Annotated in this window: 9 protein-coding genes and 1 pseudogene; 5 read left to right on the top strand and 5 right to left on the bottom strand. The window is 38.7% G+C overall.

The annotated features are described in order from the left end of the window. Positions 1-338 precede the first annotated feature (338 nt). Positions 339-1,991 (bottom strand): glycoside hydrolase family 13 protein, encoded by a 1,653-nt coding sequence (locus IGJ02_RS15245; protein ID WP_430602610.1) that lies wholly within the window; start codon positions 1,989-1,991, stop codon positions 339-341. Further along, positions 1,912-3,777 (bottom strand): glycoside hydrolase family 13 protein, encoded by a 1,866-nt coding sequence (locus tag IGJ02_RS15240; RefSeq protein WP_010762345.1) that lies wholly within the window; start codon positions 3,775-3,777, stop codon positions 1,912-1,914. The genes IGJ02_RS15245 and IGJ02_RS15240 overlap by 80 nt, the downstream gene beginning before the upstream one ends. A gap of 373 nt (positions 3,778-4,150) precedes the next feature. Between IGJ02_RS15240 and IGJ02_RS15235 the strand changes: the two genes are divergently transcribed. The 3 genes from IGJ02_RS15235 to IGJ02_RS15225 all read left to right on the top strand — a co-directional run bounded on the left by IGJ02_RS15235 (position 4,151) and on the right by IGJ02_RS15225 (position 7,688). Then, entirely contained in the window at positions 4,151-5,386 is a 1,236-nt protein-coding gene (locus tag IGJ02_RS15235) for an extracellular solute-binding protein (RefSeq protein ID WP_430602609.1), read from the top strand. Positions 5,387-5,484: 98 nt separating this feature from the next. Further along, entirely contained in the window at positions 5,485-6,840 is a 1,356-nt protein-coding gene (locus IGJ02_RS15230; protein ID WP_430602607.1) for a carbohydrate ABC transporter permease, read from the top strand. An 8-nt stretch (positions 6,841-6,848) separates the two neighbouring features. Then, entirely contained in the window at positions 6,849-7,688 is an 840-nt protein-coding gene (locus IGJ02_RS15225) for a sugar ABC transporter permease (RefSeq protein ID WP_010762348.1), read from the top strand. Between the two features lie 37 nt (positions 7,689-7,725). Here IGJ02_RS15225 and IGJ02_RS15220 read toward each other — a convergent pair whose 3' ends face one another. The 3 genes and pseudogenes from IGJ02_RS15220 to IGJ02_RS15210 all read right to left on the bottom strand — a co-directional run. Continuing rightward, positions 7,726-8,361: an NAD(P)-dependent oxidoreductase gene (locus IGJ02_RS15220; protein WP_010762349.1), complete on the bottom strand. Its 636-nt coding sequence runs from the start codon at positions 8,359-8,361 to the stop codon at positions 7,726-7,728. A 251-nt stretch (positions 8,362-8,612) separates the two neighbouring features. Beyond that, complete coding sequence (locus IGJ02_RS15215; protein WP_430602606.1) at positions 8,613-9,434, bottom strand: endonuclease/exonuclease/phosphatase family protein; 822 nt, start codon at positions 9,432-9,434, stop codon at positions 8,613-8,615. 202 nt (positions 9,435-9,636) lie between these two features. After that, a pseudogene (locus tag IGJ02_RS15210) lies at positions 9,637-11,740 on the bottom strand (PTS transporter subunit IIBC); the annotation flags it as partial. 183 nt (positions 11,741-11,923) lie between these two features. Between IGJ02_RS15210 and IGJ02_RS15205 the strand changes: the two are divergent. Then, positions 11,924-14,263, top strand: a complete 2,340-nt coding sequence (locus IGJ02_RS15205; protein WP_430604130.1) for a glycoside hydrolase family 65 protein — start codon at positions 11,924-11,926, stop codon at positions 14,261-14,263. Next, positions 14,256-14,930 carry a beta-phosphoglucomutase gene (pgmB, locus tag IGJ02_RS15200; protein ID WP_430604128.1) on the top strand — a complete coding sequence of 225 codons (675 nt, stop codon included), beginning with the start codon at positions 14,256-14,258 and terminating at the stop codon, positions 14,928-14,930. Before IGJ02_RS15205 ends, pgmB begins: the two co-directional genes overlap by 8 nt. Positions 14,931-14,971 lie beyond the last annotated feature (41 nt).

Below are 14,971 nucleotides of genomic sequence, written 5' to 3'. Positions count from 1 at the left end.
AAGTGTAAAAGGCTCGTTCAGCACCGACAGAAAAATAGGGAGATAGGAGAGTGGCGTAATTTGCACAACCCTATTTCATCTTTTTTCCGAGGAGCTAGCCTTTGAAACTAGATAAGAATAAAAGTGTAAAAGGCTCGTTCAGCACCGACAGAAAAATAGGGAGATAGGAGAGTGGCGTAATTTGCCACAATCCTATTTCATCTTTTTTCCGAGGAGCTAGCCTTTGAAACTAGATAAGAATAAAAGTGTAAAAGGCTCGTTCAGCACCGACAGAAAAATAGGGAAATAGGAAAGTGACGTAATTTGCCACAACCCTATTTCATCTTTTTTCCGAGGAGCTAGCCTTTGAAACTAGATAAATGAACCACGAATGCTTCGTAGGGTTCTAATGTTCGGTCAGAAAGTTTGCTATAGTCTTTCTCAGTATTTGCGATAATCGTTTCAGTGCTTGTTTGATCTAATGAAAATGCTTGTTTTTGGTCTGAAAAGTTGCAAACAATTAACCAACTTGTTCCTTGATAATGACGATAATAAGCAAATACTTCATCGGCTGTATTTGTTAGCAATTCAAAACTACCCCAAACGATCAAAGAAGATGTTTTGCGCAGTTCGATTAGTTTTTGGTAGGTATAAAAAATCGAATTTTTATCAGCTAAAGCATTGGCAACATTGATTTCGGGATAGTTATCGTTGGCGGCGAGCCAAGGAGTACCTGTTGTAAAACCAGCGTTTTCGATATCAGCCCATTGCATGGGTGTGCGGGCATTATCGCGACCTTTAGTGTTTATAGAAGTCAAAATCTCAACTTTTGTGTAGCCTTTTTCGATGCGATCAGCATACATATTCTTACTTTCGATATCTTCAACTTCTTTAATATCTTGAATCACACGATTCGTCATTCCGATTTCTTCACCTTGGTAAATATAAGGAGTTCCTTTTAACATGTGCAGTAAAATAGCCAGCATTTTAGCGCTTTGTACACGGTAATTACGATCATTTCCCCACCTTGAAACGATTCGAGGGAGGTCGTGATTGTTCCAAAATAGGGAATTCCAACCTTGGTCGCCAAGTTCGGTTTGCCATTTTGAAAAGACTTGTTTTAATTCTGCTATCTGTAAAGGACGCAGATCCCATTTGCTTTTTCCAGGTTCTTCATCTAATGCAACGTGCTCAAATTGAAAGACCATAGAAAGTTCGTTTCTTTTTGGATCAGAATAAAGTTTTGCGATTTCTGGTGTAGCGCCCCATGTTTCGCCAACTGTCAGCAAATCTTTTCCGCCAAAAGTCTGAGCATTCATTTCTTGTAAATAGTCGTGAAGTTTTGGGCCGTTTCCAGTGATTTTTTTGTCTGGGATTTTTCCAACTAGATCAATAACATCCATTCTAAAGCCGCCGATCCCTTTATTGATCCAAAAGTTCATCATATCGTAAATAGCATTTCGGACAGCAGGGTTTTCCCAGTTTAAGTCAGGTTGTTTTTGACTGAATAAGTGTAGATAATAGTCATCGGTCGTCTCGTCTAATTGCCACGCTGAACCTAGAAAAGTTGATTCTAAGTCATTTGGAGGTGTGTCTTTGTCAATTCCTTTGCGCCAGACGTAAAAATCACGATAAGGGTTGTCTTTAGATGAACGAGATTCGACGAACCAAGGGTGTTCATCGCTGGTATGGTTAACGACCAGATCCATAATGATTTTAATCTCTCTTTTTTCAGCTTCCTGAATCAGCTGTTCCATGTCCTCCATCGTTCCAAATTCTGCCATAATTTGTTCGTAATCGCTGATATCATATCCATTGTCATCGTTTGGCGAACGGTAGACAGGACTTAGCCAAATCGCGCTGATTCCCAATTGTTTCAAATAATCTAATCTTTGGATGATTCCGTTCAAATCACCGATACCATCACCGTTACTATCTTGAAAACTCCGTGGATAAACTTGATAAACGACGGCTTCTTGCCACCAATGAGTGCTTGCTTCCTGATTTGTCATTTTGTTCAATCCCTTCTGTTGTGTCTACTGATGTGATAAACCCATAAGGCGCAATTTCGATGGCCTTTTCGTCTAGTGATTGTGCTCGAGCGGAGAATAGAATTTCTTCTTTTTCAATGTAAATAGGCTGTTTCCCAGTATTAAAAATGCTGCGGAGCATCTTTCCTTCATGTTCATAGGCGAAATCGATAATACCTGATTGCTCATCTGCTTCATACCAACGTAATTTTCCTTCCGATAAAAGTGGTTGGTGTTTTTTTCTAAAGGCAATTAAGTTTTTGACGAATTGGTACATCTCCAGATCTTGTTTTTCTGATTCCCAAACCATACATTTACGACAATCTGGGTCTCCGTCGCCGTCCATTGCATATTCATCTCCGTAATAAAGACAAGGCACGCCTTTTTGTAAATAGGTAAACGCCAAGACTTGTTTCATTAGTTCTTTGTTGTTTTTGGCGATTGTTAATAAACGTGGCGTATCGTGAGAATCTAGCACATTGAACATGATTTGGTTGGTTTGTTCACGATAAAGCATCAATTGATGATTTAATTCAGATACGAGCTTATTCAAAGGAATCGTCTGGTGTACAAAATAAGAAAGAATTGCATCTGTAAAGGCATAATTCATGACCCCGTGAAATTCATCGCCTTGTAACCAACGTTGGGATGAGTGCCAGATTTCGCCTAAAATATAAATATCTGGTTTTGCTTCAGTGCAGACATCGTGGAATTTACGCCAAAAACGATGATCTACTTCATTTGCTACGTCTAAACGCCAAGCATCAATGTTAAATTCATCTATCCAATAACGGGCAATTTCTAGTAGATAATCTTGTACCTCTTTATTGGCCGTGTTTAATTTAGGCATATGAGGTGTGAAGGCAAATGTATCATAAGTAATGTCATTAGAAAATTCAAAATCGGCAGTCGCTGTATAAGTGACTGGAAAGTTATGGATATGGAACCATGATGCGTACGGAGAAGCTTTGCCATTTTTAACCACATCTTGCCACTGTGGCGAAAAGTCTCCCATATGGTTGAAAACAGCATCCAACATAACGCGAATTCCACGTCTATGACATTCCTCCACTAGTTTTTTAAAGAGTTTCTTATCACCAAAAGCTGAATCGATTTCGAAATAATCGATTGTGTCATATTTATGATTACTAGCAGCTTGGAAAATCGGACAAAAATATAAGCCGTTGATTCCAAGATCCACAAGGTGATCTAAATGATCTAAAACACCTTGTAAATCTCCGCCGTAAAAGTCGTCTCGTCCAGGATGTTCTTGGCTGCCCCAAGGTAAAGTACCTTTAGGATCATTGGTTGGATCGCCATTTGCAAAACGATCCGGAAAAATTTGATACCAGACTGTTTCTTTCACCCATTGAGGTGCTTTGAAACGATCTGCTTCATGAAAATAAGGAAGTTTAAAATAATTGCCTGCTGTTTTTAAAGTAGATTCTTGATAAGGAAAGAATCCGTGATCGCCGTAAAAAAGCACTGTACCATCCATTCCTTCTATCTGAAATGCATAGCTTAAGCGTCTGTGCGGTGCGGATGTTTCTACTATCCAGTAATCATGTGTCATTGTGGATAAATACTTTTCCATCGGTATCGTTGATTTAAACCATTCGCTGTGTTCAAGTTGATAAGGATCACCATTGATCAGTGAAACGTTTTTTATGTCGCTTCTACCGGTGCGTAGTCGAACGTGCATTTTGTTAGCTGTGTATAAATAAGCGAATTCGCTTTCGGGTTGGTGGTGGATTGCTGCAGTGTTCATCTAATTTTTTCCTCCTGATATCGATTCATTTTCTGTTCCTGCCATGTTTTCTAAAAACCACCCATATTATGACACATAAGAAAACCGTTTTCAACGTATTTTTCGCAAACGATTGCATTTTGTTTTAACAAATAGATTATTTGCCCTAGAAATAAAGGTAATCCTTCTGGAAAACACTATATTTAGCTATATTTAAATTTATAGTGTTGTTTATCAACGTTTTTTTGTTTGTTAGATAAGTCATTTTTAATACGTTGTGTAAATTTAATGAAAGTATTTTTATAAATTCTTTATATTTCACTTGACATTTTACGCAAACGATTGCACAATGTAAGAGAATAGAACAGTAAAAAATTCCTAGGAGGAACAAAAGATGAAAAGAAATATGAAAAAGCTTTTGACATTAGGGGTAACAATGACAGCGGCGGCGTTTACACTAGCGGCTTGTGGCGGCGGATCATCAGATGAAAAAACGACTGCCAAAAATGAAAACGCTTCTATAAAATTATGGGTAGATGTAGCTTTCGTTGATACGTACAAACCATTAGTAGAACAGTTCGAAAAAGAACATAAAGATTGGAAAGTTACGATCAAGCCAAGTGAATCCGCAACAGCACAAGAAAATCTAAAAAAAGATCCTAGTGCTGCAGCAGACGTATTCATGATGCCTCATGACCAACTAGGGCAAATGGTAGATGCAGGGATTATCTATGCCAATACAAAATATGAAGATAGCGTCAAAGAAAATAGTACAGAAAGTGCAGTGGAAGCTGCGACTTATGATGGGAAATTATATGGGTACCCATATGGCGTTGAATCACAAATCTTGTATTACAACAAAGAGAAATTAGCAGAAGCCGACGTTAAAAGTTGGGAAACGCTAACGTCAAAAGGAAAATTAGGAGCAAACTTTGGCGAAGCTGGAGCAAACTATATCTTTACACCGTTGTTCATGTCAAATGGGGATGAATTATACGGGAAAAACGGGGAAGATATCGAAGGGACGAATTTCAACAACGATAACGGGGTCCAAGTTTTGAAATGGGTTCGTGAGCAAAAAGACAATCCTGGTGTTATTCAATCGAATGCAGATGCACTTTCTAATTTAGGAAATGGCAAAATTGATGCCTTCTTATCTGGTCCATGGTCTAAATTAGATGTGGAAAAAGCTTTAGGCGATAACTTTGCGGTTGCACCATATCCAACAGTTGATTTGGGCAATGGTCCTGTTCAACAAAAAGCATTCCTAGGGGTGAAATTATTCGGAGTTAATGCATCAACTAAAAGTCCTGTTGCGGCAATGGCTCTAGCAGACTTCTTAACAAATAAAGAAAATCAATTAACCGTTTTTGAAAAAAATGGTACAGTGCCAGCAAATAAAGAAGCTCAAACAGATGGAAAAGTGACATCTGACAAGGTGGCAGAAGCTGTGATGACGATGAGTGATGCGGATCATTCTGTTGTAATGCCGAAACTTCCAGCGATGGTTTCTTTCTGGGGCCCAGCTGATGCAGTATTAAATGATACGTATAATGGCAAGATTGCTGAAGACCAATACTTACCAAAACTAGATAAATTAGTTAAAGATACCAGTAAATCAGACAAATAATTCTTCACCATTTTCAAGGTGATCTTGAGGCTGGAACGAAACTCTATGAGCTTTGTCTCAGCCTCATTTCTTATTTTAAGAACAGGATGTGAAACGCGATGAAGCGAAAGGCAAAAGCCGATGGACCGATTTCTTTTAGAGAGCTATTCAAAAAAGGGGATAAATCAATCAAGCTTACTTATGTATTTATGGGAACAGCGAATATCATGAATGGCCAAATCGTCAAAGGGTTGGCATTTTTAGCACTACAAATTGGATTTGTAGCATGGTTGGTCATTAATGGATTTCATGCACTGTCGATGCTACAAACATTGGGAACAAAATCGCAAGGTTGGATCATGGATGAGTCGCTAGGTATCGAAGTGCAGCAGCCTGGTGACAATTCGATGTTGCTTTTATTATTTGGGATCGCTGCAATTATTCTTATTTTGCTCTTTATTTTTCTATACATCGTAAACCTAAGAAGCGCGCGCAACATTTTTACATTAAAACAAGCAGGGCAACCGTTGCCAACGTTAAAAGAAGATTTGAATAGTTTGTTGAATGAAAAATTTTATATTACGTTGATGAGTATTCCATTATTGGGTGTGCTGGCATTTACTATTTTGCCGCTACTTTATATGATTTCCATTGCGTTTACAAGTTATGATCATAATCATTTGCCGCCTAAAAACTTATTCCATTGGGTTGGTTTTTCAAATTTTGGAAATGTACTGACGGGAGATATTGCTGGAACTTTTTTTCCTGTGCTTACTTGGACCTTGATTTGGGCTGTTTTAGCAACAGCTACAACGTTTTTCTTTGGGATTTTGTTAGCGCTGTTGATCAATGCTAAGGGAGTGAAAGGGAAAAAAGTTTGGCGGACGATTTTTGTGATCACGATGGCGGTACCGCAGTTTGTCAGCTTGTTATTGATGGCAAATTTGTTTAACGGCTCAGGACCGGTCAATGCGATGTTGCAAAATTGGGGCTTGATCGATCAGCCAATTCCTTTTTTAACAGATGCACTACTCGCAAAGGTCACCGTGATTTTCGTGAATATGTGGGTAGGGATTCCGGTAACGATGTTAGTTGCGACGGGGATTATTACAAATTTACCGACCGATCAAATAGAGGCGGCCGAAATCGATGGTGCAAATAAGTTTCAAATTTTTAGAAATATTACGTTTCCTCAGATTTTGTTTGTGATGGCGCCTAGTTTGATTCAACAGTTTATTGGAAATATCAATAACTTCAATGTGATTTTCTTGTTGACGGGTGGACAACCGGCGAATAGTAATTTTCACTCTGCTGGTGAGACGGACTTACTTGTTACGTGGCTGTATAAACTAACAGTGACAGCTGCTGATTATAATCTCGCATCTGTAATCGGCATCATTATCTTTGTTCTTTCGGCGGTCTTCTCATTATTTGCCTACACAAGAAGTAGTTCATTCAAAACGGAAGGGGCGTAAACAGACTTATGAAATCGAAAAAAAGAAAAAATCTATTCTTGCATTATACGTTATTGACGATTTTATCGATCGTCTGGATCTTTCCAATTGTTTGGATTGTGTTGACTAGTTTTAGAAGTGAAGGCGGAGCCTTCGTGACGTACTTTATCCCTAAACAATTTACTTTTGAAAATTATAAAATGTTGCTGACAAGTTCAACGTATCCTTTTGTGCAATGGTTTTTAAATACATTGTTTGTAGCAGTTTGTAGTTGTATTTTATCGACATTGATCACAATAGCGATGGCGTATTCTTTAAGTCGTCTGCGTTTTAGAGCACGTAAACCATTCTTGAAATTAGCATTGGTGTTGAACATGTTTCCTGGATTTATGAGTATGATCGCTGTTTATTATATTTTAAAAGCGATGAACTTGACGGGGAGTTTGTTAGCGTTGATTTTAGTTTATTCATCAGGTGCTGCCTTAGGTTTTTATATAGCAAAAGGATTTTTCGATACTATTCCGATGGCGTTGGATGAATCTGCGATGATCGATGGGGCGAGCAAGTTTGAGATTTTCACGAAAATCACGTTGCCGCTGAGTAAGCCGATCATTGTTTATACGGCGCTTATGGCGTTTATGGCACCGTGGATGGATTTCATTTTTGCAAAAATCATTTTAGGCGATAACGTGAACAAATATACGGTTGCGATTGGGTTGTTTACAATGCAAACGAAGGATAAAATCGATCAGTATTTCATGGCGTTTACCGCAGGCTGTGTGCTGATAGCTGTTCCGATAACATTGCTGTTTATCTTTATGCAAAAATATTATGTAGAAGGAATTACGAGTGGTTCTGTGAAAGGATAAGACAGGAAAAAAGCATTTCCGTATTGGAGATGCTTTTTTACGTTCGTCTTTGGGTGTACGGTGAAATATTTCCTTCGATCACGTTCGCGATTTCTGCTGCAAGCTTCTCTCTTGAAATAGGATCATAAGCTTTAACAAGCTTATTTACTCCGGGTATTTTTTTAGTCAAGTTGATAGCAGCTGCGCCGATAACAGAAGAAAAGCGTTGTTTATCCACAACTAAACTAGGGTAAATAATTGCACTTTTAGTCGTTTGTTCTTTGATCAATTGTTCAGCTTGAAGCTTAGCGTCCATGTACTTCCTTAAAGGGAATGGTGCGCTGTTTGCGGATATGAACAGAAAGCTGGCGGGCATTGCTTGTGTCTTTAAATACGTCAAAATGATTCGAACAGGTTCTAGAATAAATCGATCGTAGGTAATATTTTTAGAAGGATTCTCTCTAAGAATACCGATCGCATCAATGACCCAATCGGCATTTTTTACAGCTGGGTGCCAATGATCATCTGTTAAAACATCAGAACGAAGCCAGTGGACTTTTTTTGACCAAGAAGTTGTTAAGTCATGCGGTTTTCCGCTACGGGAAATAGCTGTTACGTGATGACCTCGGTTGATCAGTTCTTTTGAAAGTTTTTGTCCGATAAAACCACTGCCGCCGAAAATAGTTATCTGCATCTTCTCTTCCTACTTTCTTGAAAGTATCGTGATATATCTATCTTATAGCTAGTTTAGCATTATCCAACGGAAAAAAGGTTAAGGAATGCTTGAGGGAAAGAATAAAGAATTAATATTCATTGTAGTTAGTGTTTCTATTTTCTTGATGATTATTTTAGTAGCAGGCTATTTTTGGAAGTGGTTAAATGTTTTATACTATTTAAATGACAAAAAAAGGATATAGGAAGTTCCTGTGCCAATGTTGGAAAGTATTATTGAATAATAGCCGACACGCCGAAATGATCACTAATTACAGGCGTAGTTTTTCCATCGAAAACGATTTGATAGCTAGAAACGGATAATGTTTTTGAAGTGAAAATATAGTCGATTCTCAATTTCTCTTGATTTTCTCCCCAACCATCAATTGCTTTTTCAACGGTGTGTTCCCCAGTTGTTTCATCCGCTAACAAAAAACTATCTTGCAAGTGTAACGAGCTATTAAGAACAAGAGCGTGCCCCGTTTGTTTAGCTGAAGCTGGGTTATTGAAGTCGCCCATAATCAGTAATGGGGAAATGTGATCTTGTAAGGCTGTCTCGGTTTGCTTCCATTCGTATGCAAATCCGCCAGTTTCGGACCACCAAGAATAGTGGCAGCTTAAAGCGGTGATGTTTTTGTCTCCGAGTTTTGTCTGACCTATCAATAAAACTCTTCTGCGATAGTCACTGGGATCTTTTTCTTCGGAAATGACAAAGGCTTGTGGCTGGATCGGTTGTTTTGAAAGTAGGGCAACGCCTTCGTGATAGGTCGAGTAGCCAATGTGATTATACGTCCAACTCCAATGATAGTGACAGTCTTGTTCTTTTAATAGCAGAACTAAAAGGTGTGCGAAATTGTCTTCGTGGATGGGTAGCTGATCTTCTGTGGGATGAAAGTTATGAGTAGAAATAGTTGGTAAGCTATCAATCCGTTGATTGACTTCTTGTAAGGCAATCAATGCGTAATCTTCCTTCATGATGTGATCTGCAAGGTGCTGTAATTTTTCTAGTGGCTGACTTTCTAACCAGCTGTGGGTATTCAATGTTAAAACCTTCATGTTGTTCCTCCTCGTTTAAAAGCGTAGCGTAGTGGCTAGCTCGCAAAGCTATATAGATAGAAAACAGGGCCAGGATAAAACTCTGTGAGCTTTAAGCCAACCCTGTTTAAACGTGTTTTAAATTATGATTAGATCTCTAAACGTCCAATAATGGTTCCAGGATCTTGTTTACCAATTTTATCTAAGTGGAAAGTGTTGATTCTATCGCCGTTTGTAAAGACAACGATCATAGTTGTTTGTTTCCCGGCGGCTTTGATTTTATCTAAATCGGCTGTGGCAATCGTTTCGCCTGCAGTAATCTTTTGTCCTTCGATTACATGGATTGTAAAAGCAGATTCTTTCATCTCGACCGTATCAAGTCCCATGTGAATCAAAACGTCGATTCCTTCTGAGGTTGTAATACCTAAGGCATGTTTAGATGGGAAAATACTGCTGATTACACCGTCGATAGGTGCATAAATCGCTGAATCAATAGGGAGGACTGCGAAACCATCGCCCATCATTTTTTGTGAAAAGACAGGATCGTCAACTTGATCAATAGCAATTACTTCGCCATTTGCGACAGGTACAATCGTTTTTGTTACGCCTAGATAATCTGTTTTATCGATTGTCGTGTCAGTCATAGTTGTTTGAGATGAGGGTGGAATAGTAACGCCAGAATCCAATAAATCTTGAATGTCTGATTTTAACACATCTGCTTTTGGTCCGTAAACAGCCTGAACCCCGTTATCTTTTACGATCAATCCCATAGCACCTGCTTTTTTCCAAGCATCTTCTGCTCCGACTTTACTCTTATCAGTAACACTCACTCGTAAACGGGTCATACAAGCATCGACATCTGTAATGTTTTCCTTGCCACCTAATAAATGAATGATTTCGATGATTTGAGGATCGACACCATCTGCATTTTGAGTGCTTACTTGCGTTGCATCTGTTTGAGTATCATTATTATCGTAATTTCCATTTCTACCAGGTGTGGCAAAATTGAATTTCTTGATCATAAAGTTAGCGATAAAGTAAGTGATGACACCGAATACGAGCACACATAAAACGAAATTCAGTAAATCCATGCCAAGACCGGCCTTTAAGGCTAGTGGCGTGCGCGTCAAAAGTTCGATGTTTCCGAAAGAATGAACACGTAAATTAACGATGTCTGCCATAGCGAAGGCAGCACCTTGGATTATGGCGTAAACAATATATAGTGGGACAGCTGCAAACATAAACATAAACTCTAGTGGTTCGGTAACGCCGGTCAGAAATACCGCTAATGCGGCTGAGAGATACATTGATTTGTAACTAGCGCGTTTATCAGCATCGACATTGCGGTACATTGCGAGTGTCATGCCCATCAAAATACCAGAAGCGCCGATCATTTGCCCTACTTTGAATCGTGCAGGAGTCCAATTGCTTAAAACATAATTGTACTGAGAAGTATCGCCTGAACCTTTTAGATTTACCAAATCAGTTGCCCAAGCTAACCACAATGGATCTTGACCGAAAACTTGCGTTCCTGCTTGCGCACCAGATAAAATTTCATAAGTTCCGCCTAATTGCGTATAGTTGATCGGAATCGTCAGCATATGATGTAAACCGAATGGTAGTAGTAAACGTTCTAAAGTTCCATATAAAAAAGGGGCCAAAATTGGCGCAGTATCTTGAGATTGCGCGATCCAAAGACCAAAATTATTGATACCGGCTTGGATATACGGCCAAATAAGAGCTAAAAGAATCGAAACGATCGTTGACCAAAGAATCACAACGAATGGCACAAAGCGCTTACCGTTGAAAAATGAAAGAGCATCGGGGAGTTTGCGGTAATTATAATATTTATTGAAGGCCATTGCCCCAACAAAACCAGCGATGATCCCAACGAAAACCCCCATATTTAAAGCTGGTGCTTCTAAGACGCTAGTAAAAAAACCTTTAACCATAATTTTGGTGCCAAACAAAGTGTGCGTAAATGCTTTGTCATCAGCTAACATGTCACTGGTTACGCCGAAAATCGAGCCGGTGATTCGATTGATCAAAATAAAAGAAAGTCCAGCAGCAAATGCTCCGCCAGCGCGTTCTTTAGCCCAGCTACCGCCAATCGCAAGTGCGAATAAAATATGCAAGTTGCTGATGACGCCCCAACCAATATTTTCAATAACACCGCCTGTTGTCGCTAATGCTGTCCAGTCTGGATTGATCAAAGGAATCGTTTTTCCAATACTGATCATCAACCCTGCGGCTGGCATAACAGCAATTACAACCATCAATGCTTTACCAAACTTTTGCCAAAACTCGAAACTTAATAACTTTTTCATCTTTTTTCTCTCCTTTGCAATAATAGCGCAATCGATTTCGTTGACTGTAGTATAAAGCAGATTTTTATTTTTGTAAACCCTTAAATAGTGACCATTCTTTTTCACTCTCTATAAAACGATAATATCATTATAGATAAAGAATTTTCAACTAATAAGTAGTGAAAGGTAAAGAAATGTTTGACAATGCAATCGGTTGCGTTTATTATGATGTTAATAAGCAAACCATTTATAGGAGGAGAGAAAATGAATCATTTATTTGAAATAGACCCGTGGAAAATTGCCACACATCAATTAGAACGTAATGAACGTCGTCTTCAAGAGTCGCTAACATCAATGGGGAATGGTTATATGGGGATGAGAGGGAATTTTGAAGAACAATATACAGGAGATCACCATCAGGGTACTTATTTAGCAGGTGTTTGGTATCCAGATAAGACCAGAGTCGGTTGGTGGAAAAATGGTTATCCTGATTACTTTGGGAAAGTCATTAATGCCGTCAATTTCATCGCAATGGATATTTTTGTGAATGGGGAAGTAGTTGATTTAGGCATTCAAGAACCAAAAGATTTTTATTTAGAATTAGATATGCATAACGGGTTATTGACACGTACATTTATTCTTGAAAACCAGGATACAAAAGTCAAATTCCAATTTGAACGTTTTTTGAGTATTGTGCAACAAGAACTGGCTGTGATTCGAGTAACGGCAGAGGTTATTGAAGGAATTGCGGATATTCAAATCATCTCAAAAATTGATGGAGATGTCCGCAATGAAGACAGCAATTATGATGAAATGTTTTGGGAAGCTCAACAATCTGGTTTTGAAGAATCAATTGGTTTTTTAACAACTAAGACAATCCCAAATCTGTTTGGCATTGAACAGTTTAGTGTAACCGCAGCAATGAAACATATAACAGCGGCCAAAGAAGGCGTTGTCGAAACAGAACCTTTAAACGTACAACAATCATTCCAAGCGACTCTACAAACAAACGAATCAATCGTCCTAGAAAAGCAAGTAATCGTTTTGACTAGCCGTGATATTCCAGAAGCTGAGCAACGGGAAAAAGCAGTGCAACTATTGAAGCAAACGTCTAAAACGTTTGATGAATTATTGAGTGAACAAACTGATGCATGGAAAAAACGTTGGGATCTTGCAGATGTTGTGATTGAAGGGGACAATGCGGCGCAACAAGGGATTCGCTTTAATTTATTCCAATTATTTACGACTTATTATGGTGAAGATGAACGCTTGAATATCGGACCTAAAGGCTTTACGGGTGAAAAGTATGGCGGTGCTACTTATTGGGATACAGAAGCGTATGCGGTTCCTTTATATTTAGCTTTGGCAAAACCAGAAGTGACAAAAAATCTATTGAAATATCGCTATAATCAATTAGAACAAGCGAAACACAATGCGCGCCAACAAGGATTAGCAGGGGCTTTGTATCCAATGGTGACATTTACCGGAATTGAGTGTCATAATGAGTGGGAAATTACGTTTGAAGAAATCCATCGAAATGGTGCGATTGCCTATGCTATCTATAATTATGTGAATTACACAGGTGACAACGAGTATTTAAAAAATGAAGGGTTACAGGTTTTAACTGAAATCGCACGTTTTTGGGCAGATCGAGTTCATTTTTCTAAACGAGTAGGAAAATACATGATCCATGGTGTGACTGGACCAAATGAATATGAAAATAATATCAATAATAATTGGTACACAAATACGATTGCAACTTGGGTATTGCAATATACCTTAGATAATTATGACAAGTACAAGGCTGAAACGCCAGTTGAAATTACCGAGGAAGAGCAAGTTCATTGGCAAGAAATCGTTGAAAATATGTATTATCCATTTGATGAAGAACTCGGTGTTTTTGTTCAGCATGATACCTTTTTAGATAAAGATTTGATGCCAAGAACAGCTTTAACGCCAGCTGATTTACCTTTAAATCAGCATTGGTCTTGGGATCGTATTTTACGCTCTTGCTTCATTAAACAAGCGGATGTGTTACAAGGGATTTATTTCTTTGGCGAACGTTTTTCAAGAGCAGAGAAAGAGCGGAATTTCTTGTTCTATGAACCTATGACTGTTCATGAATCCTCTTTATCACCAAGTGTTCACGCGATTTTAGCGGCTGAACTCGGGATGGAAGAAAAAGCGGTAGAAATGTATCAACGGACAGCACGTTTAGATTTAGATAACTACAATAACGATACAGAAGATGGTCTGCATATCACGTCTATGACTGGTAGCTGGCTTGCGATTGTTCAAGGGTTTGCTCAAATGAAGACGGCTGATGAAAAATTAAGCTTTGCACCGTTTTTACCAAGTACATGGACAAGCTATGCCTTCCACGTGAATTATCGTGACCGTTTGTTATATGTAACAGTGGATAAAGATAATGTTCGCTTACAGCTTGTGTCAGGAGCTGAGCTGCCTCTTACCTTATATGGAAATAAAATGGTTTTAGTAGATGAATTAATAAGTACGATGGAAAAGGTGAATGAACATGTTTAAAGGCGTTTTATTTGATTTAGACGGTGTGTTGACGGATACAGCGGAGTATCATTATCAAGCATGGCAACGGTTAGGAAAAGAAATCGGGATCACGATCGATCGTGCATTTAATGAAGAACTAAAAGGTGTGAGCCGTGAAGATTCTTTGAAATTATTGTTGGCTCATGGAGGTCGCGCACAAGATTTCGATTCAGAGCAGTTTGCTGAACTGGCAAAACGGAAAAATGAGTATTATGTAGAGATGATTCAAGAAGTTAGTCCGGCTGATGTTTATCCAGGGATTCTGAACTTGTTAAAGGATTTAAAAAAACAAGGAATTAAAATTTCTTTAGCTTCTGCTAGTAAAAATGGACCGTTTTTACTTGAAAGGATGTCTTTGCTGCCCTATTTTGATGGTATTGCTGATCCAGCGGACGTGGCGAAGGGGAAACCAGATCCAGAAATTTTCCAATTAGCAGCTGAAAAAGTTGGTTTGACTGCGAGAGATTGTATTGGGATCGAAGATGCTAAGGCTGGTATTCAAGCAATTTTAGCAAGTGGTGCACTACCAATCGGTGTGGGACGTCCAGAAGATCTTGGGACAGATATCGTTTTAGTTTCTTCTACGAAAGAATTAACGGTCGATTTACTAGTTTCTGTATGGCAAACTGCAAGAAATAATGCTTGATTCAACAGTTATTTACCTCGAATCAAAATGACGATAGCAAC

It is taken from the genome of Enterococcus sp. DIV0724b (genome assembly GCF_050531475.1).
Lineage (GTDB): Bacteria > Bacillota > Bacilli > Lactobacillales > Enterococcaceae > Enterococcus_L > Enterococcus_L haemoperoxidus.
This window is presented reverse-complemented; position numbering and strand designations above follow the sequence as displayed.